This is a genomic window from Carnobacterium sp., assembly GCF_040274425.1.
The window spans coordinates 17,539-36,988 of sequence record NZ_JBEMBC010000021.1; the positions used below are offsets into that span (position 1 = coordinate 17,539).

General features: G+C 35.0%; 20 protein-coding genes and 1 pseudogene. 11 read left to right on the plus strand and 10 right to left on the minus strand.

Going from position 1 to position 19,450, the window contains the following annotated elements:
• The first annotated feature begins 26 nt into the window (after positions 1–26).
• The 3 genes from ABS911_RS06220 to uvrC all read left to right on the plus strand — a co-directional run bounded on the left by ABS911_RS06220 (position 27) and on the right by uvrC (position 3,388).
• The gene (locus ABS911_RS06220; RefSeq protein WP_350466831.1) at positions 27–1,205 is read left to right on the plus strand and encodes a 3D domain-containing protein; all 1,179 of its coding nucleotides are present in this window, start codon (positions 27–29) and stop codon (positions 1,203–1,205) included.
• A gap of 37 nt (positions 1,206–1,242) precedes the next feature.
• Complete coding sequence (locus ABS911_RS06225; protein ID WP_350466832.1) at positions 1,243–1,491, plus strand: hypothetical protein; 249 nt, start codon at positions 1,243–1,245, stop codon at positions 1,489–1,491.
• Positions 1,492–1,615: 124 nt separating this feature from the next.
• Positions 1,616–3,388, plus strand: a complete 1,773-nt coding sequence (uvrC, locus tag ABS911_RS06230) for an excinuclease ABC subunit UvrC (protein WP_350466833.1) — start codon at positions 1,616–1,618, stop codon at positions 3,386–3,388.
• Positions 3,389–3,711: 323 nt separating this feature from the next.
• Here uvrC and ABS911_RS06235 read toward each other — a convergent pair whose 3' ends face one another.
• Together ABS911_RS06235 and ABS911_RS06240 are read right to left on the minus strand one after the other, a co-directional pair.
• Positions 3,712–4,059, minus strand: a complete 348-nt coding sequence (locus tag ABS911_RS06235) for an iron-sulfur cluster biosynthesis family protein (RefSeq protein WP_350466834.1) — start codon at positions 4,057–4,059, stop codon at positions 3,712–3,714.
• A gap of 88 nt (positions 4,060–4,147) precedes the next feature.
• Positions 4,148–4,492, minus strand: coding sequence for an iron-sulfur cluster biosynthesis family protein (locus ABS911_RS06240; RefSeq protein WP_350466835.1), 345 nt, complete (start codon positions 4,490–4,492; stop codon positions 4,148–4,150).
• 200 nt (positions 4,493–4,692) lie between these two features.
• Between ABS911_RS06240 and ABS911_RS06245 the strand changes: the two genes are divergently transcribed.
• Entirely contained in the window at positions 4,693–5,163 is a 471-nt protein-coding gene (locus ABS911_RS06245; protein WP_350466836.1) for an Rrf2 family transcriptional regulator, read from the plus strand.
• Between the two features lie 32 nt (positions 5,164–5,195).
• Positions 5,196–8,030: a YhgE/Pip family protein gene (locus tag ABS911_RS06250; RefSeq protein WP_350466837.1), complete on the plus strand. Its 2,835-nt coding sequence runs from the start codon at positions 5,196–5,198 to the stop codon at positions 8,028–8,030.
• 51 nt (positions 8,031–8,081) lie between these two features.
• Here the strand turns inward: ABS911_RS06250 and ABS911_RS06255 are convergent, their stop codons facing one another.
• Positions 8,082–8,813, minus strand: a complete 732-nt coding sequence (locus ABS911_RS06255) for an amino acid ABC transporter ATP-binding protein (protein ID WP_350466838.1) — start codon at positions 8,811–8,813, stop codon at positions 8,082–8,084.
• The gene (locus ABS911_RS06260) at positions 8,806–10,260 is read right to left on the minus strand and encodes an amino acid ABC transporter substrate-binding protein/permease (protein ID WP_350466839.1); all 1,455 of its coding nucleotides are present in this window, start codon (positions 10,258–10,260) and stop codon (positions 8,806–8,808) included. Before ABS911_RS06260 ends, ABS911_RS06255 begins: the two co-directional genes overlap by 8 nt.
• Before the next feature lie 188 nt (positions 10,261–10,448).
• Here ABS911_RS06260 and ABS911_RS06265 point away from each other — a divergent pair, with 188 nt between their 5' ends.
• Entirely contained in the window at positions 10,449–11,009 is a 561-nt protein-coding gene (locus ABS911_RS06265) for a GNAT family N-acetyltransferase (protein ID WP_350466840.1), read from the plus strand.
• 50 nt (positions 11,010–11,059) lie between these two features.
• On the opposite strand, the gene ABS911_RS06270 is transcribed toward ABS911_RS06265, so the two are convergent.
• The 3 genes from ABS911_RS06270 to ABS911_RS06280 form a co-directional block, all read right to left on the minus strand.
• Positions 11,060–11,578 carry an LURP-one-related/scramblase family protein gene (locus ABS911_RS06270; protein ID WP_350466841.1) on the minus strand — a complete coding sequence of 173 codons (519 nt, stop codon included), beginning with the start codon at positions 11,576–11,578 and terminating at the stop codon, positions 11,060–11,062.
• A gap of 123 nt (positions 11,579–11,701) precedes the next feature.
• Positions 11,702–11,866, minus strand: coding sequence for a YvrJ family protein (locus tag ABS911_RS06275; protein ID WP_350466842.1), 165 nt, complete (start codon positions 11,864–11,866; stop codon positions 11,702–11,704).
• Positions 11,867–11,987: 121 nt separating this feature from the next.
• Positions 11,988–12,896, minus strand: a complete 909-nt coding sequence (locus ABS911_RS06280) for a Cof-type HAD-IIB family hydrolase (RefSeq protein ID WP_350466843.1) — start codon at positions 12,894–12,896, stop codon at positions 11,988–11,990.
• Positions 12,897–13,113: 217 nt separating this feature from the next.
• Between ABS911_RS06280 and ABS911_RS06285 the strand changes: the two genes are divergently transcribed.
• The 5 genes from ABS911_RS06285 (at position 13,114) to ABS911_RS06305 (ending at position 16,773) form a co-directional block, all read left to right on the plus strand.
• Positions 13,114–13,797 (plus strand): uracil-DNA glycosylase, encoded by a 684-nt coding sequence (locus ABS911_RS06285; protein WP_350466844.1) that lies wholly within the window; start codon positions 13,114–13,116, stop codon positions 13,795–13,797.
• A 100-nt stretch (positions 13,798–13,897) separates the two neighbouring features.
• Entirely contained in the window at positions 13,898–14,878 is a 981-nt protein-coding gene (pta, locus tag ABS911_RS06290) for a phosphate acetyltransferase (RefSeq protein ID WP_350466845.1), read from the plus strand.
• A 137-nt stretch (positions 14,879–15,015) separates the two neighbouring features.
• Positions 15,016–15,654 carry an NAD(P)-dependent oxidoreductase gene (locus ABS911_RS06295; RefSeq protein WP_350466846.1) on the plus strand — a complete coding sequence of 213 codons (639 nt, stop codon included), beginning with the start codon at positions 15,016–15,018 and terminating at the stop codon, positions 15,652–15,654.
• Positions 15,655–15,772: 118 nt separating this feature from the next.
• Complete coding sequence (tsaE, locus tag ABS911_RS06300; protein ID WP_350466847.1) at positions 15,773–16,252, plus strand: tRNA (adenosine(37)-N6)-threonylcarbamoyltransferase complex ATPase subunit type 1 TsaE; 480 nt, start codon at positions 15,773–15,775, stop codon at positions 16,250–16,252.
• Complete coding sequence (locus ABS911_RS06305) at positions 16,249–16,773, plus strand: GNAT family N-acetyltransferase (RefSeq protein WP_350466848.1); 525 nt, start codon at positions 16,249–16,251, stop codon at positions 16,771–16,773. Before tsaE ends, ABS911_RS06305 begins: the two co-directional genes overlap by 4 nt.
• Before the next feature lie 202 nt (positions 16,774–16,975).
• Here the strand turns inward: ABS911_RS06305 and ABS911_RS06310 are convergent, their stop codons facing one another.
• The 3 genes and pseudogenes from ABS911_RS06310 to ABS911_RS06320 all read right to left on the minus strand — a co-directional run.
• A complete protein-coding gene (locus ABS911_RS06310; protein WP_350466849.1) occupies positions 16,976–17,707 on the minus strand; it encodes an amino acid ABC transporter ATP-binding protein in 732 nt (243 codons plus the stop codon).
• Complete coding sequence (locus ABS911_RS06315) at positions 17,700–19,157, minus strand: amino acid ABC transporter substrate-binding protein/permease (protein ID WP_350466850.1); 1,458 nt, start codon at positions 19,155–19,157, stop codon at positions 17,700–17,702. Before ABS911_RS06315 ends, ABS911_RS06310 begins: the two co-directional genes overlap by 8 nt.
• A 159-nt stretch (positions 19,158–19,316) precedes the next feature.
• A pseudogene (locus tag ABS911_RS06320) lies at positions 19,317–19,450 on the minus strand (IS30 family transposase); the annotation flags it as partial.

Consider the following 19,450-nt stretch of genomic DNA (forward strand, 5'->3'; position numbering starts at 1 on the left):
GTAGAAGAGAAGGGTGTTGTCAATTTGTGAGAATAAAAAAACTAGTTTCCAGCCTTATGATGGCTTTATTATTGGTTAACGTCATTCCGACCGTTGGTTTTGCAGCGACATTAGATGAAATTGAATCGCAACAGAATACAAAAGAAAAAGAGATGGCAGAAATTGATAGTCAAATCAATAAAGCATTAACTAAGGTAAATGAAAAAAATAGTGAGCTAGAAGAATTAACCACTCAAATTGAAGTTTTAAAAGAGACCGTTCAAGCAACTAGTGAAACAGTCTCAGAACAAGAAGAAGTTGTTAAAGAACGATTGGATCAAGCCAAAGAACGTATTTTATCGATGCAAACAGCAGAAGTAAATCAAAACGTAGTAGTGTCATTATTTGAATCTGAAAGTGTTACAGACTTATTTAATCGTGCTTATGTTTTAGTTACTCTCCAATCAGCAGGAAATGATCAATTGGAATTAGCTGAAGATGAAAAACAAGAATTAGCAGACTTAAAAAATGAATTAGAAAAAGATTTAGCTTTATTAGAAAATCAAACAGTAGAAGCTAAAGAACAAAAAGAAGAATTAGATACACAAGTCGCAAGTCTTCAAGAAACAATGGATGAAAATCAAGCAATTTTAAATGAGTTAGATGAACAACGTGAATTAGAAGAATCAAGAATTGCCGAAGCAGAGGAAAAAGCAGCGGAAGAGGCTAAGGCAAAAGAAGAACAAGCAGCAGCAGATAAAGCAGCTGCTGAAGCTAAGGCAACTCTTGCAACAAAAACAGAAAAAGAATCAGCGGTAGTGACAACAACTGCAACTGAATCATCAAACAATCAAACGGAAATTAAAAAAACAGAATCTACTGTTGAAACTGAAAAAACAGCAACAACTAAACCTGCTGAAAGTACAGAAACATCTTCAAAAGGAAAATCAATTGTCGTTTCTGCAACGGGCTATTCAACAAAACAAGCTAATTTAAGTACTCATACAGCAACAGGAATCAATCTAGAAAGCAACCCCATGGTTATAGCAGTAGATCCAAGAGTTATCCCTTTAGGTTCTATGGTTGAAATACCAGGATATGGGATATTTATCGCCGGTGATACTGGTGGAGCAATAAAAGGAAATAAAATCGATATTCATTTCCCGAGCGTTCAACAAGCTAATAATTTTGGCAGAAAAACAATTACGATCAATATCTTAAATTAAAAGTTTCTTAGAAAAGGTGATTCAAGTGGCGGAGCAAGTGGAAATTGATTTTTATTTAGATAGTGATGAAGAAGCATTTTTAGAATCATGGGAAAACAAATATGGACAACTTGACGGAGAACAAATAGAAAATTTGTATCAAGCAATGGCACAAGATATTGAAGAGAAATATAAATCAGGTGAACATAAGCTTGGAAAGAAATATGTATATCAAGATATTGTAGTAGGTTACTCCGATTACAGTGCATTTAATAACTGGTTTTTATTTAGTTCTACTAAAAAATAATAAGACAAAAACAACGACAGAGTATTAATTCTGTCGTTGTTTTACTGTTTAATGGTAAACTAGTGAATAAGGATTATAGAGTTACGCTAAAAAAGTAATGAAGAATATAAGGGGAATCATAGATATGGTTAGTACACATATTAATAATAAACTACTGTTGCTTCCTGACTTACCAGGATGCTACTTAATGAAAAATAAAGAGAAAGAAATTATTTATATCGGAAAAGCTAAAAATTTAAAAAAAAGAGTACGGTCTTATTTTAGAGGAACGCACGAAGGGAAAACCCAGCTATTGGTTGAAGAAATTGTTGATTTTGAAACCATTATTACTTCAACCGATAAAGAATGTTTACTGCTTGAAATTACCTTAATAAAGAAACACCTGCCAAAATACAATATTAAATTAAAACAAGGGACAAGTTATCCTTATTTAAAAATTACAAATGAAAAAGATCCACAACTCATTATTACATCTGAAGTAAAGAGAGATGGAGGTCATTATTTCGGTCCTTATCCAAACGTATATGCAGCGAGTGAGACTCAACAGTTTATCCAAAAAGTTTATCCGTTGAGAAAATGCAATGGATATCAAAAGAGAGCCTGTTTGTACTACCATCTTGGGCAATGTATTGGTCCTTGTGATCATGAGATTCCTAAAGAAGAGTATGATGCTCAAATCGACAAAATTAAACGGTTCTTGAACGGTGATGTAAAAGAAATAAAAAAAATATTGAAAAGTAAAATGATGCAAGCAGCTGAAGAACTGGCTTTTGAACGAGCAGCTGAATATCGCAATCAAATTCAATATATTGAAACAACTGTAGAAAGACAAAATATTATTACCAATGATTTTACGACTAGAGATGTTTTCAGTTATTACATGAATAAAGGCTGGATCTCCATTCAAGTATTCTTTATTCGACAAGCGACGTTAATTAAACGGGAAGCGACTATTTTTCCTTGCTACGATACACCTCAAGAAGAATTAGCCTCTTACATTGTTCAATTTTATCAAGAAGACAATCACCTGCTTCCTAGAGAAGTATTGGTTCCAAACGGTGTAGATACAAAAATTCTATCAGAAGTATTGGAAATTCCAGTCAAAGTTCCAATCCAAGGACGTAAAAAGGATATGTTGGATCTAGCGACAAAAAATAGTGAAATATCGTTAAATGAAAAATTCCAACTGATTGAGATGGATGATCGCAAAACAATCGGGGCGATCAAAGAATTATCAGAAGCATTAAATTTACCTTTAGTCAGTCGCATTGAAGCCTTTGATCACTCTAATATTCAAGGAACAAATCCGGTTTCAGCTATGGTTTCCTTTTTAGATGGAAAGCCAGATAAAAGTAATTATCGAAAATACAAAATAAAAAGTGTTTCTGGTAGCAATGAACTGGCAACAACTGAAGAAGTTATTCGCAGACGCTATACAAGGCTTTTAAAAGAAGGCAAGCCGTTGCCTGATTTGATTTTAATGGATGGTGGGAAAATTCAAGTTAATGGGGCTATTAATATACTTGAAAATGAACTTGGGTTATCCATTCCAGTAGCAGGTATGGTGAAAGATGATAAACATAGAACCTCCTCACTTATTTTTGGAGAGGACCTGCAAAAAGTGACTCTTAAACCAACTAGCCAAGCATTTTACCTTGTCCAACGGATTCAAGATGAGGTTCACCGTTTTGCAATCACATTTCATCGCCAATTACGTGGAAAGAATAGTTTATCCTCTAAATTGGATCGTATCGAAGGTGTTGGACCAAAAACACGTACAAAAGTACTAAAACATTTTAAATCGGTTAAAAATGTAAAAGAAGCCAGTGTGGAAGAAATAAACGGTCTCGGGATCCCGCTAAAAACAGCTGTGAGAATCAAAGAAAGCCTGGAATAAGAATATAAAAAAGCTAAGAAAAAGGAGTTAATCCTTTTTCTTAGCTTTTTTTGATGGTTCTATAATTTTTAGTATTGGTAGATTTTTAAACTCGATTATACAAAATTTTTGGAGAAATAGGGGTTGCTTGTAGCCGTGTAAAGGATTCAATGCGAATTACAGAGCGTTGACGCTTCAGCGATTACGCTTTGTTTGAGGCTTGAAAGTCTGAAGTTATAAGCTTCAGGCGGTCTCATGGCTCTATACAAGCAAACCCGTTCATTCCAGAAGAAATTTTAGTTTGATGCACCAACACTATTTGTCATACAACCATAAAATAACGATTAAAATAGTTTGTTATTATCGTTATCAAGAACCGTAACGTCATCGTTTATTAATCCAGCATCACTTCTTAAAATTAAACTGTTCTTTGAGTTTTTGTAATCTAAAATAACGTTTTCTGATAAGTCAGTTAAGCGTTCCTTTTGAACGGCTATTTTCCCAAATGTTGAATCAATTGTGGCATTCAACTCTTCACTAGGACTAGTAAGCAATTTTAGCGAAAAGGTTCCTACAATTCCACAAGCATATCCACCAGTGATACGGTTATAATATAAAGCTAATTTTCCTGGATATTGTGCTTGGATCGTTTTGATACGTTCTATTGCAGGTTCAGTTACTGTTAAAAACATGAAATCCCTCCGATTTTCGATTCACTTTTATTTAGTAAGTAAATTATAAATGAAAAACAGAGAGATGTCTACTGTTCTGTTTAAGGAATTAAGAAATAGATTGATTATTATCATTAAGAATTATTACATTATCATTAATAAGACCGCTATCGCTACGTAAAATAAGAGCATGTTTTATTTCATTGTAATCTAGTTTCATCTTTTCATCTAAAAAAGGAAGACTCCATCCTTGAATAGGCAAGTTACCTAAAGAAGAGGCTAAAGTTGCATCTAATTCGGAATCGTTTTGCTGAGTGATTTTTAATAAGAAAATACCATTATTTCCGCACGTACAGCCGATTCTAGATTCATAATAAAATACCAATTGTCCTGTGTGATGAGAGCAGGTCTGTTTAATTTTTTGTTGAGCGAGTTCGGTTATGTCCAAAAACATGTCAGATCAACTCCTTTATTTCTGTACATTTAGGATAGCTTGAACCGTTAAACTTGTCTAGTAAAATTCATTTTTTATTTTATATTAATCAAAGATTTAAGAATAAAATACTTGTAATTTTATAAAGGAAGGGGTATATTATTCGTCGTGGACATTCAAAGTCCACAATCAACCTACAGAGAATAGAAAGAAGGGAAACAATGAAGTTAACAAAAGGTTTGGAACAAGCAATCTGTATATTAGCTATGCTTTCTACTCAAGATAATTATATTCCAATTACTTCGCATGTATTAAATAGTCGTTTAAAAGGAACATCTCATTCTTATATCAGAAAAATTATCCGAAAATTAGTTGTTAGCGGATTAGCAACATCAATTCCTGGAAGCAATGGCGGTTTTATATTAGCTAAAAAGCCTGAAAAAATAAACTTACTGGAAATTGTTGAAGCATTAGAAGGTAAGATTGTCACTTATCCAAACTCAGGAATGATTAACCAGGTTTTCTCAGATATAGGAGAACCAGCTAGTAATGGAGAGAAAACCTTAGTAACGACTTTTGAAGAGGCAGATAATCAATACACAAATTTTCTAAAGCGTCAGACGTTAGATCAGCTTGTTTGGTCATCAATAGGAAAAAATGAAATGCCTGCTATTGACTGGAATAAAAAATAAAGTCGTTAGATTGAAAGGGATGTACAAGTAAAATGGACATGTTAAAAACGGAATGGAAGAAATTAGCCTCTAATAAAATGTTGCTGATTTCTTGTATGGTTATATTATTTATACCTATTATGTATGCTGGATTCTTTTTGAAATCTAACTGGGATCCTTATGGTAATACAGATAAATTATCTGTGGCTGTAGTTAATTTAGATCACTCTGTTGACTACCAAGGAAAACAGCTTGATATCGGATCTGACGTTGTTGATAAGCTCAAGAAGAATGATGCATTGGATTGGCACTTTGTGTCTCAAGAAGAAGCGCAAAAGGGCTTAGAAAACCGTGAATATTATATGGTAATGACATTACCAACAGATTTTTCAACAGATGCTGCTACATTGATGGAGACAAATCCAGAAAAAATGACAATTGATTATGAAACAAATGGATCGTTAAATTATATTGGAGAAGTCATCAGCAAATCTGCTGCAAAAGATGTTAAAACAGAGGTATCTGCGAATGTAACAAAAGCTTATACCGAAGCAATTTTTGAACAGTTAGGCACAATTGGAACAGGTTTTTCAGAAGCGGCTGATGGAGCAGGCGAAATTGATGAGGGAACTGGAAAATTAACCGATGGAAGCCAACAATTAACAGAAAATCTAGAAAAGCTAGCTTCAAGTACGTTAACATTTGAAGAAGGAACACAAACGCTGGAAGTTGGAATAAAAGAATACACAACAGGAGTGGCTCAAGTAAACAATGGAGCAGAACAGCTAAACAATGGAATCAATCAACTATCTTCAAAAGTAAAACCATTAGAAAATGGTGGATCTCTTTTAGCAAATGGTTCAACAGAACTCACAAATGGACTGAAAACCTATACTGCTGGCGTTTCACAACTTGCTGATGGGACAAAAGTCCTGAACGCAAATTCTTCGGCCTTACAAGCAGGCACAGTTGAAGTCAGCAATGGTGTTGATCAAGTTAAATCAGGTAGCGATCAATTGTTAACTGGTTTGAACCAGCTTTCCTCAGAATTAGATAACAGCTTATCTAATGAAAATGCTGAGCAATTACAATTTTTAATGGAAAACTTGTCTTCAATGAACGAAGGGATTCAAAAATTAGATTCTCTTCTTAATGAACAAACTAGTGGAGCTGATTTTAGTGGTATTCAAACGGATTTGCAACAATCTGGAACAAGTTTAACCGAAGTTGCTCAAAATATTGGAAAAACGGGAGAAGACTTAACTGAAGTAACGGCTGCAGTTGATGCACTTGAAAAAGCGATTCAAGCAGACAATGCAGCTACCACTTCAGCTACCGTTTCAGCATTACACGATACAACTGCATTTAGTAGTTTAACTCCTGAACAACAAAATGAATTGGTAAATGCAGTAGAGACAACAACTGATCAAAAAGAAACTGAAATAACCGCAATCAAAGATCAAATAGGTGTTGCAAGTGAAGATATAAATAATACAGCAGTAGCTGCAAATGAAACGGGTACTTCGCTAACCGATTTACAGACAGAATTAGCTGCCGTTAGTGGGCTTATGGATCAATTAACTGAACTAAAAACGCAAGTAGACACATTAGCTCAAAGTTCAAACCAACTATTGCCAGCAACAAATCAAGCGATGAATGAGTTGACTACAGGTTTAACAGGTATTCAATCAGCCTTGGAACGACAAGGGACTAACTCAGATAAAGGAATCATTCAAGGAATGACTGAATTGAACCAAGGCTTAGCAGCTATTCAAAGTGGTTTGTCAGGAGAAAAAGGTATAGTTGATGGAGTAACAAACTATACAAATGGAGTGAACTCCTTACAGACTGGAGCAGATGAACTAAATGCCAATTCAACAGCATTAAACACAGGCTCTGAACAATTAAACAGTGGTATAGGACAATTAACATCTCAATTGCCAAACCTTATTGCGGGAATCAATCAATTGAGTAGTGGGTCAAATCAATTAGCCCAGGGAACGTCTCTTTTGAACGAAAATTCGGCTAGTTTAACTAATGGTGCAACAAGCTTAGCAGATGGCTCTACACAGCTTAGAGAAGGCTCACAAGCACTGAGCAATGGGTCCCAAACATTAGGCAACGGAATCAAGACGTTAAAAGATGGGACTAGTCAATTATCAACTAGTTTATTGGAAGGTTCCACAAAAGTTAATGAAGTAGACGCAACGGATAAAACAATGGACATGTTTGCAAATCCAATCGAATTAAAACAAGAAAAATATAGTGAAGTACCAAATTATGGTGCAGCGTTAGCACCATATATTATGTCAATGGCATTGTATATTGGAGCAGTGGTCTTTACTACAATATATCCTGTACGTAAGAGAGCGCTTGAAGGGAAATCAGGTTTTGAGTGGTGGCTAAGCAAAGTTTCTATAGCTATACTTGTAGCAACTTTGATGGCTATATTGGAATGTGGCATCTTATTAATAATCGGATTAGATGTTTTATTTATAGGGAAATTCTTCTTATTAGCCATACTAACTTCCTTAGCCTTTATGTCTATTGTGTTAACTTTAGTGGTAGCACTAGATAATGTTGGGCGCTTTTTAGCAATGGTATTACTCGTCTTGCAATTAGGCGGCTCTGGTGGAACGTTCCCTATTCCATTGACGAATGGGTTCTTCCAGTCTATTCATGTATTGTTACCAATGACATACTCCGTTTATGGGTTTAGGCAAGCAATTAGCAGTGGTTTAGGAAATGATATTTATTGGCATGCTAACTTTGTGATGATTGGGATCATTATTCTTTTCAATGGTTTATTGATTGTAACAATGCATATCTTACAAAAAAAGAGCCAAAATAATGAAGAAAATGAATTAGATGAAACAATTAAAGCTTAAAATAAAAAAGATCTGCCACACGAGAATTTACTCGTAGGGCAGATCTTTTTTTTAAACTAAAACTTTTTCTAAAAAGTTTTTTGTCCGTTCATGTTGAGGATGGTTAAAGAGTTGTTCTGGTTTGCCTTCTTCAACGATATATCCGCCATCCATGAAAATAACACGATCAGCTACTTCTTTGGCGAATCCCATTTCATGAGTCACGACTAGCATAGTCATACCTTGTTCCGCCAGCTTTTGCATAACTTCCAACACATCGCCAACCATTTCTGGGTCAAGAGCGCTTGTAGGTTCATCAAACAACATAATATCTGGATTCATTGCTAAAGCACGTGCGATTGCAACACGTTGCTTTTGTCCACCAGATAATGATTTAGGGTAATCATTTGCTTTTTCAGAAAGTCCGACAGTTTCCAATAATTCTAGTGCACGTTTTTTAATAGCTTCAGTAGAATCTTTTTTTAGTTCTTTAGGTGCTAACGTAATATTTTCTATAACCGTTAGATGAGGGAATAAGTTGAATTGTTGAAAAACCATTCCAATATTTTCCCGTACTTTATTGATGTCTTGCTTTGGATCGGTAAGATCGAAGTCATCAATGATGACTTTTCCACCTGTAATTTCTTCCAACGCATTCATGCAACGGAGAAACGTACTTTTACCAGAGCCTGAAGGACCAATGATACAAATAACTTCACCTTCTTGAACTTCAATGTTCAAATCTTTTAAAACCTCTAAGCTTCCAAAGTTTTTCTTTAAATGTTCCACTTTTAATTTAGTCATTTGATGTTCTCCTTTCAATATAGTTTGAAAACTTCGTTAGAATCGTGATGATGATAATGTACATCAGTCCAACAATCAACCACATATCTCCAGAAGAGTAGGTACGGGCAATAATAATTTTTCCGGTTTGAGTCAATTCAACGATACCGATAACGGATAGAATTGAGGTATCTTTAAGGGTAATGACAAATTGATTAATAAAAGATGGAATCATTATTTTAACAGCTTGTGGCAATACAACTTTACGCATAGACGTATTGTAAGTAAGTCCTAAACTTCTTGAAGCTTCCAATTGACCCGTATCTACTGCTTGGATACCCCCACGAACCAATTCAGCAATATAAGCTGTGGTATTTAAGCTCAGCGTGATTACACCAGCAATATAAGCAGGAATTTGAATACTTAAAAATTGAGGAATTGAGAAGTAAATGAAAAATGCTAATACAATCAAAGGTATACCACGTAGAATATCTACGTAGATTGTTGCTATCCAGTTCAATACTTTATTAGGTGAAGCATTAAATAAACCAAAAATAACACCAAAAATGGTAGCAATAGCAAAAGAAATAATCGTTAATAATAATGTTCTACCTAGTCCTTTTAATAATTCGCCGCCATTTTGTTGAATCAAACCAAAGAACCCAAGATTCGCTGATTCATTTTTGGTAGATGTATCACCTAGGTAAGTATCCAATATTTCATCATAAGTTCCATTAGCGCGTATATTGATTAACCCATTATTGAACATTTCCAATAACTCAGCATTTTGTCCTTTATTTACGGCAAAGCCATAATTGTCTCCAGGTTCAGGATCCATTGTTAGTTTTAGTCCTAGTCCAGATTGGATAGCATAAGCCATTACAGGATAATCTTCAAAAGCAGCATCAGAATTTCCTGTTAAGACATCTTCATACATGTTTGCAGAATCTTCAAAAGTATTCAATTCAAAACCGAATTCTTCTTGAATAGACTCAGCAAAAGCAGCGCCAGTTGTACCCACCTTAACAGCTACTGTTTTCCCTTCTAAATCTTCATAAGAAGTTATTTCATCATTTGATTCAGAAACCGCCATAACAACGCCACTCTCAAAGTATGGGTCAGAAAAATCAAAAGATTCTTGACGTTCAGGTGTAATGCTCATTCCAGCGATCATACCGTCTATTTGATTTGATTCTAAAGCTTGCAGTGCAGCACTAAATCCCAAAGGTCGTAATTCATAATTGAAGCCTTGATCTTTGGCAATAGCATCTAACAAATCCACATCAATTCCTTTGTATTCTCCATCAACATCTTTGTATTCAAATGGAGCAAAGGTAACATCCGTTCCAATAATATAAGTTTTGTTTGTTTCTTGGGCAGAAGCTGTACCAGGCAATAGTATAGTGAAAATGACTGTCAGTAGTAAAGCTGTCATAAGTGTAAAAAGTGATTGTTTTCGTAAATTCATAAATAAACCTCCTTGTCTAAGTTATTATTCTAATTTAAGTTTAACTCGATTGCAACAATAATGTAATATTCTTGCGTGACATGTTCTAACATGATGGTGTTTTTCACTTATAGATTAACTAGTTGAATAGGTATCTCTAATTCGCTATGATAGAAGTGGAAATTACTCTAAAGAAAGTAGGTAGGAAAATGATTCGTAAGGCTGAACTTTCAGATATAGACCAATTAGTAGAATGGGTATGGATTATTTTAGAAGATATGGAACTACCATTGCTAAAAAAAATAGATTCGATTAGCTTAAAAAACATGATGAAAGAAGCTATGGAAAATAAAAATTACCGTTATAGTTATCATCGTGCATTTATCTGTATCCGTGATGGAAAAAGAGCGGGCGTATGTTTTGGTTACAAAGGCGAGTTGGAAGCTGTAATTGATGATTCATTAAATGAAAAATTAAATGAGTATGGGATAGTGGAACCACTATTTAAAGACGCTGAAACAATTAGAGGAGAGTGGTACTTAGATTCTCTAGTGACGGATGAGAATTTTAGAGGGCAAGGTGTAGCAACAGAGTTGATAGAAGCACTGCCAGCTATTGCGAAAGCAGAAAATGAAAAGGTTATTGGGTTGAATTGCGATCAGCAAAATAAAAAGGCACAACAACTTTACCTTAAAAAAGGCTTTAAAAAGGTTTGGGAATGTACTTTAGGCAATCATTTGTATGATCATATGCAATGGAAAGTGAATTAAAAAAGCATTGATCTGTAAAAATTAAATCAGATCAATGCTTGTTTCGTAGGTTAAAAAGTTTGAAGGGCTCGGCTAACTTTTTGTGGAGCTGGTTTAGGCAATCGCGTTAGAGTGAGATTATCAACAATCAAAGCAATACACAAACAAATGGGTGCATGCTGGGCTTCAGGGATAAGCAACTTGTAATAGTCCCCAAAGGAAGTATAAGCTTTATCCAGTTCCATAATAAGTTGATCCTCACAGTGTACAGTATAATGATGATTATAAAAGTCTCCAGTTACAATCCAATTTAATGGGGTAACTTTAAAATAAACCATCTTTAAAGTGCGATGTTTCGCTATTGAGCCCACTTTTTTATTTTGCACATAAATGTCAAATTTAGGAAATAAGGATAGCAGGGTTTGTTTGAATTCTACAATCAAAGTTCCATCCATATTATATAAAGATATCCTGTCGCCGACTCTGCCCCATTTACCTGAAATCAGGTACAAGTCTTTGCCTTGTTCATTTTTTACGAGGATTTTTTCTTGTCTTGAAACGTATTCTTGTTTCATATACAGTAATACCATAATGAACGCTCCTCTAAAGATAAATTAAGCAGATATATATTTGTTTTAATTATACCAAAAAGAATAGTGAAACGGAATATAATTGAATAAAGAAAACCCGCCGTAAAAAACGGCGGGCTTTTTTTATTCAGCTGACTTAATAACTTGACTTAGTTCGTGCAGAGCTTTAACAACGTCATCAAGTTTGGTTTCCATACGCTGAAGTAAAAAAAAGGCGATAAAGATAGGAAAACCAACATTACCGATCATTTCTATTACAGCGGAAAACCATTGTGTACTTGCATCCATATTAATCTCTCCCTTCATTCAGTAGGTAGGCGAAGCGAATATAAGCCTATTACTAATAACGAAAAAAGAAAGAAAACTGTTACTTTGCAATTTCATCGTTGAATACTTGAGAAAATCATTTTTATTCAGCGTTTTCCATGATACTTTGGGCTTTAGCTGATTCCAAGTTATTGTTTAAAGCCAATGTAATGGCATGTGCTACGCCATTGTTATTATTGCTGGTTGTGCGGTATTTCGCATAGGTTTTAACTTCTTCCTCAGCGTTTTCCATAGCAAAACTATAACCAGCTACTTTCAACATAGAGACATCATTAAAGTTATCGCCAAGAGTCATGATATTTTCAAGTGGGATATTTAATTTTTTTGCAGCTTCTTCAAGAGCAATCCCTTTTTGTGCGTTAATGTTATTGATTTCAATATTATTAACAAAAGAAGCTGTAACAGCAAGGTTTCCAGATTTTTCAAGATCCTCTGTAAGCGGGCCAAGTACTTTACGGCCTTCATCGCTAAATGCAATGACTTTTAAAATTTCGATGGAATCATCATGCACAAGTTGTTCGTAATCTTCAACGTAATTGATGTTCATAATTTCTAAACGGGCAGCGGCTAAAACAACAGCCATTTTGTAAGTCGTATCCGGATTTGTTTCGTATAATAATGAAGCCACAGACTCAATACGTTTAGCTTTATTGTCTGAATAAATTCCATTTGATGTCGTCATTTCACAATAAAGATTTCTTTTCTTTATTTCAGCAACGATTTCATGAACAGTTTTCTTATCAATTCCAATATTTTGGATTACTTTACCTTCTTCGTTATATACTTGAGCTCCATTTAAAGTGATAAATGAACAGTTAATGCCCACTTCTTCAAGCAACGGATGAGCTTCAGTAAAGCCACGTCCTGTTGCAACCATAAAATGGATACCTTGTTTCATAGCCGCCTTAATAGCATTGGCGTTTGTTTCAGAAACTTTCATTTTTTCATTTAATAATGTTCCATCCATATCAGATACAATAAGCTCTATCATTTTTGGTTCCTCCCAAGATTCATTTGTCTTAATAAGTCTACCATTAATAAAGACAAAATAAACGCATAATGTCCTTTTCTTCTTAAATTTATCAAAAAAAAAGATCAAAATTATAAGCAAAGAATAGTAAGCAAATGTTGTGTGAAGCTACTAATTCTTGTAGGATAGAAGTAAATTAAAAAGAAAGAACTTTAAAAGAGACAAAGGAGGAATAGTGTTGACCTTATCTGTAAAGAATGACTGGCTGCCAATTTTGCAAGAAGAAACAAACACGCCATCTTACCATTTACTGAAAGCGTTTCTTGTAAAAGAATATCAGGAAACAATTGTTTACCCAGAGATGCATCACATTTGGCAAGCTTTTGAATGGACACCTTATAAAGAAGTGAAGGTAGTTATTTTAGGACAGGATCCTTATCATGGACCAAATCAAGCACATGGCTTAAGTTTTTCTGTATTGCCAAATGTAAAAATCCCTCCATCACTAGTTAATATCTACAAAGAACTAGAAAGTGATTTAGGAATTGTACCTGTAAATCATGGTTATTTAGAATCGTGGGCTAAACAAGGCGTTTTATTGTTGAACACAGTTTTAACTGTTCGCAAAGGACAAGCTCATTCACATAAAGGCAAAGGTTGGGAAATATTAACGGATTCTGTCATAAAGAAATTAAGTGACCGAGATCAGCCAATGGTATTTATTTTATGGGGGAATCCTTCAATAAAAAAAAGAGTATTGATTGATGAATCAAAACACATTGTGTTGACCTCAGCTCATCCAAGTCCTTTATCCGCTTACCGTGGTTTTTTCGGATCGAAACCATTTTCTAAAGCAAATGAGGCATTGAACAAATTCGGTGAAGAGCCGATAAACTGGCAGTTGCCTGAATCGGTTCAATAAGGAATACTTATAGGTTTTGAGCTCAAAAGACTGTCATTTTCATAAAAATAATAGTATGATAGGAATGTATATATAATCACAAATAGTGGAGGTTGTTAGTGTGGAACTAATTGAAAGTTTATCAGGAAAAATTAAAGGAAAAAAAGTACGTATTGTATTTCCGGAAGGATCTGAACCTCGTATTCTTGGTGCTGTAGTTCGTTTGGCATCTGAAGATTTAATTCAACCCGTATTGATTGGAAATCCTGAAGTTGTAAAAGAAGCTGCAAAAAATCGCGGTTTTAATGTAGAAAATATTGAAATTGTTGATCCAGCTAATTATGCTAAATTAGATGAAATGGTTGCTTCTTTCGTAGAACGCCGTAAAGGAAAAGTTACCGAAGAAAAAGCGATTCAATTATTAAAAGATGAAAATTACTTTGGTACAATGTTAACATACATGGGATTAGTTGATGGTTTAGTAAGTGGAGCAATCCACTCAACAGGGGACACTGTTCGCCCTGCATTACAAATTATTAAAACTAAACCAGGCGTTAGCCGTACAAGTGGCGCATTTATCATGATGCGTGGACGTGGACAAGAAAAATACTTGTTCTCAGATTGTGCTATCAATGTAAATCCAAATGCTCAAGAATTAGCTGAAATCGCTGTAGAAAGTGCTAAAACTGCTGAAATGTTTGGCATTGAACCAAAAGTTGCTATGTTAAGCTTTTCAACTAAAGGATCAGCAGTTGCTGAAGAAGCAACTAAAGTAGCAGAAGCAACTAAGATCGCTCAAGAGCTTGCTCCTCAATACGACATCGATGGTGAAATGCAATTTGATGCTGCATTCGTTGCTTCTGTAGCTGAACAAAAAGCTCCAGATTCAAAAGTTGCTGGACAGGCAAGTGTATTTGTTTTCCCAGAACTACAATCAGGAAACATTGGCTACAAAATTGCACAACGTTTTGGTAATTTCGAAGCTATTGGACCAATTTTGCAAGGGTTAAATAAACCAATTTCAGATTTATCCCGTGGTTGTAACGAAGAAGACGTATACAAATTAGCAATCATTACTGCTAACCAAACCTTAATGGGTTAATAAAAACTAGAAGCTGACTCAATCGAGTCAGCTTTTTTTTTAATGTTCTTTTTTGATAAAGAGAGAATAGTTGCTCAATTGGATGCTTTCTCATTATAATTAAATAAGAACAATCAGTAGCACAAGGAGGAAATTATATGAAAATCGGAATTATCGGTGCAACAGGTAAATCAGGTTCAAAAATTTCAGCAGAGGCCTTGATCAGAGGCCATGAAGTCATTCCTTTGGTTCGAAACGCTTCTAAGCTAACAGAAAGTAAAGATAGCCGTTATATTGAGAAAGATTTATATGACTTAGATTTTGATGATATAAAAGAATTAGATGTAGTGGTTGATGCATTTAATGCCCCACAAGGAAAAGAAGAACTGCATCAAACAAGTCTAGCTCATATTGTATCCTTAATCCAAGGACATGATGCACCACGTCTAATCGTTGTCGGTGGAGCAGGCAGTTTGTATATCGATGATACGAATACAACACGTTTGATGGACACTGCAACTTTTCCTGAGGAAGCAAAACCTACAGCACTTAATATGGCAAAAGCTTTTGAACTTCTAAGCCAAACAGAAGATATCAACTGGACCTATTTAAGTCCATCCGCTTTTTTTAACCCTGAAGGAAAGAGAACTGGAAACTATCAATTGGGTCAAGACACACTATTAACGAATAGTGAAGGCGAAAGTGAAGTAAGCTACGCTGACTTTGCTCTGGCACTCGTTGATGAGATTGAAAATCAACAATTTATTAACCAAAGGATAACGGTATGTAGTGAATAAATGAACTAAATAAAAAATCAATTAAACAACTATCCGTTTAATTGATTTTTTTATTTAGCTTTTTTTACATACTTGAATTACAATAAAAGATAAGTAGAAACGGATAGAGGAGAATAACATGAAACGATTAAACGCACACAATGAAGAAGAAACTAAAGCAGTAGCTGCTGAGCTAGCAAAATTCCTTGAACCAGGGGATGTTATTCTTTTAGAAGGAAATTTGGGAGCAGGTAAAACAACATTTACAAAAGGGTTAGCCGAAGGTCTTGGAATCAGCAAAGTGATTAAAAGCCCGACTTATACGATTATTAGAGAATATTTGGAGGGTAGACTTCCTTTATACCATATGGATGTTTATCGACTAGAAGAAACTGGTGGAATGGATTTAGGGTTAGAGGAATATTTTGAAGGAGACGGTGTTTCCATTATTGAATGGGCAACATTTATTCCAGAAGATTTACCCCAAGAATACTTGCAAATCAAACTTGTTCCTACTGGAGAAGACTTGATGGAACGCGAGTTGACTTTTGATCCTGTTGGAAAAAGGTACGAAGAATTGCTCCATTCATTTGAAGAGGGTCAGAGTGATAGCAAATGAGAGATGCGATAAACGTTCGAGAAGCTATCCCTAGCGATGCAGAAAATATACTGAAACACTTGCACAGAATTGCGAGTGAGACAGGCTTTATGACAATGGGAGCCGAAGGACCAAGTAAGAGTATCGAAGCAGAATATAAAGAAATTGAAGCCATTCTAGAATCTGATGTAAAAGTTTTATTAGTCGCTTTAGATAAAGAAGAAGTCGTAGGAATTGCTGAAATTCATGGAAATGATAAACCTAAATTAAATCATATCGGAGACATCAGTATTTCAATTGCAAAAGAGTATTGGGGTTTACGATTAGGCACCACGATGATGAAAAAATTGGTTGAATGGGCAAAGAGTCCATCAAGTAATTTAAAACGATTAGAACTAACCGTTCAAGCTCGTAATGAACGAGCTCGCCGCCTTTATGAAAAAATGGGTTTTGAACTAGAAGCTATCATGCCAAGAGGGGTTAAAGATAATGGCGTTTATTTAGATGTTTGTCTGATGAGTATGATGATTGGAGAAATTTAAAAAAGCTGTGCAAAAGATTACTTTTGCACAGCTTTTTTTGGTTCTATGCGTTAGCTGCTTTAGCGATTACGCTTTGTTTAAGGCTTGAAAGTCTGAAGACAAAAGGCTTCAGACGGTCACATGGCTCTCCATAAGCAAACCCGTCTGTTCCAGAAGAAATTTTATTTTGTTGTATCAACACCATTTGTTAAACAATCTTTCTTTAGATCAATACTTTCTCTAAAAAGTCTTTTGTTCGTTCATGTTGGGGATTTCCAAAAACATCTTCTGGAGTTCCTTCTTCAACGATGTATCCGCCATCCATGAAAATAACTCGGTCAGCTACTTCTTTAGCGAAGCCCATTTCATGAGTCACGACCAACATAGTCATACCTTGCTCAGCCAGTTTTTGCATGACTTCCAACACATCGCCAACCATTTCTGGATCAAGAGCACTTGTGGGTTCATCAAACAGCATAAGGTCTGGGTTCATTGCCAAGGCGCGTGCAATCGCGACACGTTGTTTTTGTCCACCAGATAATGATTTAGGGTAATCGTTTGCCTTTTCAGAAAGCCCGACTGTTTCCAACAGTTCTAATGCATGTTTTTTAATATTTTCTGAGGAATCTTTTTTGAGTTCTTTAGGTGCTAATGTAATGTTTTCTAAAACCGTTAGATGAGGGAACAAGTTAAATTGTTGAAAAACCATTCCAACATTTTCGCGTACTTTGTTGATATCTTGCTTTGGATCAGTAAGATCGAAGTCATCGATAATGACTTTGCCGCCTGTAATTTCTTCCAAAGCATTCATACAGCGTAAAAACGTACTTTTACCAGATCCTGAAGGGCCAATGATACAAACCACTTCTCCTTCTTGAACTTCAACGTTCAAGTCTTTTAAAACTTCTAAGCTTCCAAAGTTTTTCTTTAAATGTTCCACTTTTACTTTAGTCATTTGACATTTTCCTTTCCAATACGTTTGATAACTTGGTTAAAATAGTAATTAAAATAATGTACATAATTCCAATAATCAACCACATATTTCCAGAAGAATAGGTACGTGCAATAATAATTTTTCCGGTCTGAGTCAATTCAACGATACCGATAACGGATAGAATTGAAGTGTCTTTAAGGGTAATGACAAATTGATTAATAAAAGATGGAATCATTATTTTGATTGCTTGTGGTAAGATAATTTTGCGCATAGAAGTTTGATAAGGTAAACCGAGACTTCTAGCTGCTTCTAATTGTCCTACAGCCACAGCTTGAATACCACCACGAACCAATTCAGAGATGTAGGCCGTCGTGTTAAGACTTAATGTAATTACACCTGCCACATAGGCTGATAATTGTATATTTAAAAATTGAGGAATAGAGAAATAAACGAAAAAGGCCAACACAATTAATGGAATGCCTCGCATAATCGTTACATAAATAGAAGAAATGCCAATCAAAAGTTTATTTGAAGTAGCGCTAAATAATCCTAAAATAACTCCAGCAACTAATGCAATAGCAAAGGAGATAAGGGTCAATACTAATGTACGTCCAAGCCCAGTCAATAATTCTTTGTAATTATTTTGAATCAAGGCCAAGAAACCATTACTACTTACAGTAGCTTCAGAATCTTCACCAGTATACTTAGTTGTGATTTCTTCATGAATCCCATTTTCTTTAATATTTGCTAATCCAGCATTAAATTTTTCCAGTAATTCTGGATTTTGACCTTTATTAACGGCAAAACCATAGACATCGCCAGCTTCTGGATCAAGAGGGAATTGAAGTTGGAGACCTTGTTGAACAGCATAAGCCATAACAGGATAATCATCGAAGACTGCGTCCGAATGGCCAGCAACGACATCTTCGTACATTGTAGCCGAGTCTTCAAACTGGTTAACATCAATGTTAAACTCTTTTTTTAATTCAGCTACAAATGCTGCTCCGGTTGTTCCCACTTTAACAGCAACAGTTTTCCCATCTAAGTCTTCATATGAAGTAACTTCATCGTTATCTTTTGCTACAGCCATAACGGTACCTGCTTCGAAATACGGGTCAGAAAAATCAAATGACTCTTTACGCTCATCTGTGATGCTCATAGCAGCAATCATTCCATCAACTTGATTACTTTCCAAAGCTTGTAAACCGGCGCTGAAAGCCAAAGGTCGTAATTCATAGGCGAAACCTTGGTCTTGCGCAATAGCATCTAAAATTTCTACATCAATGCCGACATACTCACCATCTGCATTTTTAAATTCAAATGGAGCATAAGTGACATCAGTGGTGATCATATATGGATCGCTTTCTGTTCCTTTTTCTGCTGAAACTGAAAGGGGTGTTGCTATATTTATGAATAAACCTAACATAAGTATAAAGACAGTTCCTAAAAACTGTTTTTTTTTTTTAATCATGTAAACTCCTCCAAAGTATTTTTGCTATCATTTCAAAATATAGCTAGTATATTAAAAATACGGGAATCATTCTAGCATTTCAACTAATAGCACTTAACGTAAATGCAAAAAAAACGACTTATTTTTTAAATAAGTCGCTTTTTTTATTAATCTGATTTGTCAAATTAAGCTAGACAGAACGTCTTCACTCATGTAACTCAAAAATACTTCCAATGGTGTTTGATAATTCAATGACTTTCTGGGAATAGTATTTCTCTTATCTGCAACGGATGAAACAAACAATTGGTCGACTT

What these genes read in the sequence shown, in the direction of transcription:
- uvrC (WP_350466833.1), top strand. Translation starts at nt 1,616, where the DNA reads ATGGTTAGTACACATATTAATAATAAACTACTGTTGCTTCCTGACTTA.
- ABS911_RS06235 (WP_350466834.1), bottom strand. Translation starts at nt 4,059, where the DNA reads ATGTTTTTAACAGTAACTGAACCTGCAATAGAACGTATCAAAACGATC.
- ABS911_RS06240 (WP_350466835.1), bottom strand. Translation starts at nt 4,492, where the DNA reads ATGTTTTTGGACATAACCGAACTCGCTCAACAAAAAATTAAACAGACC.
- ABS911_RS06245 (WP_350466836.1), top strand. Translation starts at nt 4,693, where the DNA reads ATGAAGTTAACAAAAGGTTTGGAACAAGCAATCTGTATATTAGCTATG.
- ABS911_RS06250 (WP_350466837.1), top strand. Translation starts at nt 5,196, where the DNA reads ATGGACATGTTAAAAACGGAATGGAAGAAATTAGCCTCTAATAAAATG.
- ABS911_RS06255 (WP_350466838.1), bottom strand. Translation starts at nt 8,813, where the DNA reads ATGACTAAATTAAAAGTGGAACATTTAAAGAAAAACTTTGGAAGCTTA.
- ABS911_RS06260 (WP_350466839.1), bottom strand. Translation starts at nt 10,260, where the DNA reads ATGAATTTACGAAAACAATCACTTTTTACACTTATGACAGCTTTACTA.
- ABS911_RS06265 (WP_350466840.1), top strand. Translation starts at nt 10,449, where the DNA reads ATGATTCGTAAGGCTGAACTTTCAGATATAGACCAATTAGTAGAATGG.
- ABS911_RS06270 (WP_350466841.1), bottom strand. Translation starts at nt 11,578, where the DNA reads ATGGTATTACTGTATATGAAACAAGAATACGTTTCAAGACAAGAAAAA.
- ABS911_RS06275 (WP_350466842.1), bottom strand. Translation starts at nt 11,866, where the DNA reads ATGGATGCAAGTACACAATGGTTTTCCGCTGTAATAGAAATGATCGGT.
- ABS911_RS06280 (WP_350466843.1), bottom strand. Translation starts at nt 12,896, where the DNA reads ATGATAGAGCTTATTGTATCTGATATGGATGGAACATTATTAAATGAA.
- ABS911_RS06295 (WP_350466846.1), top strand. Translation starts at nt 15,016, where the DNA reads ATGAAAATCGGAATTATCGGTGCAACAGGTAAATCAGGTTCAAAAATT.
- tsaE (WP_350466847.1), top strand. Translation starts at nt 15,773, where the DNA reads ATGAAACGATTAAACGCACACAATGAAGAAGAAACTAAAGCAGTAGCT.
- ABS911_RS06305 (WP_350466848.1), top strand. Translation starts at nt 16,249, where the DNA reads ATGAGAGATGCGATAAACGTTCGAGAAGCTATCCCTAGCGATGCAGAA.
- ABS911_RS06310 (WP_350466849.1), bottom strand. Translation starts at nt 17,707, where the DNA reads ATGACTAAAGTAAAAGTGGAACATTTAAAGAAAAACTTTGGAAGCTTA.
- ABS911_RS06315 (WP_350466850.1), bottom strand. Translation starts at nt 19,157, where the DNA reads ATGATTAAAAAAAAAAAACAGTTTTTAGGAACTGTCTTTATACTTATG.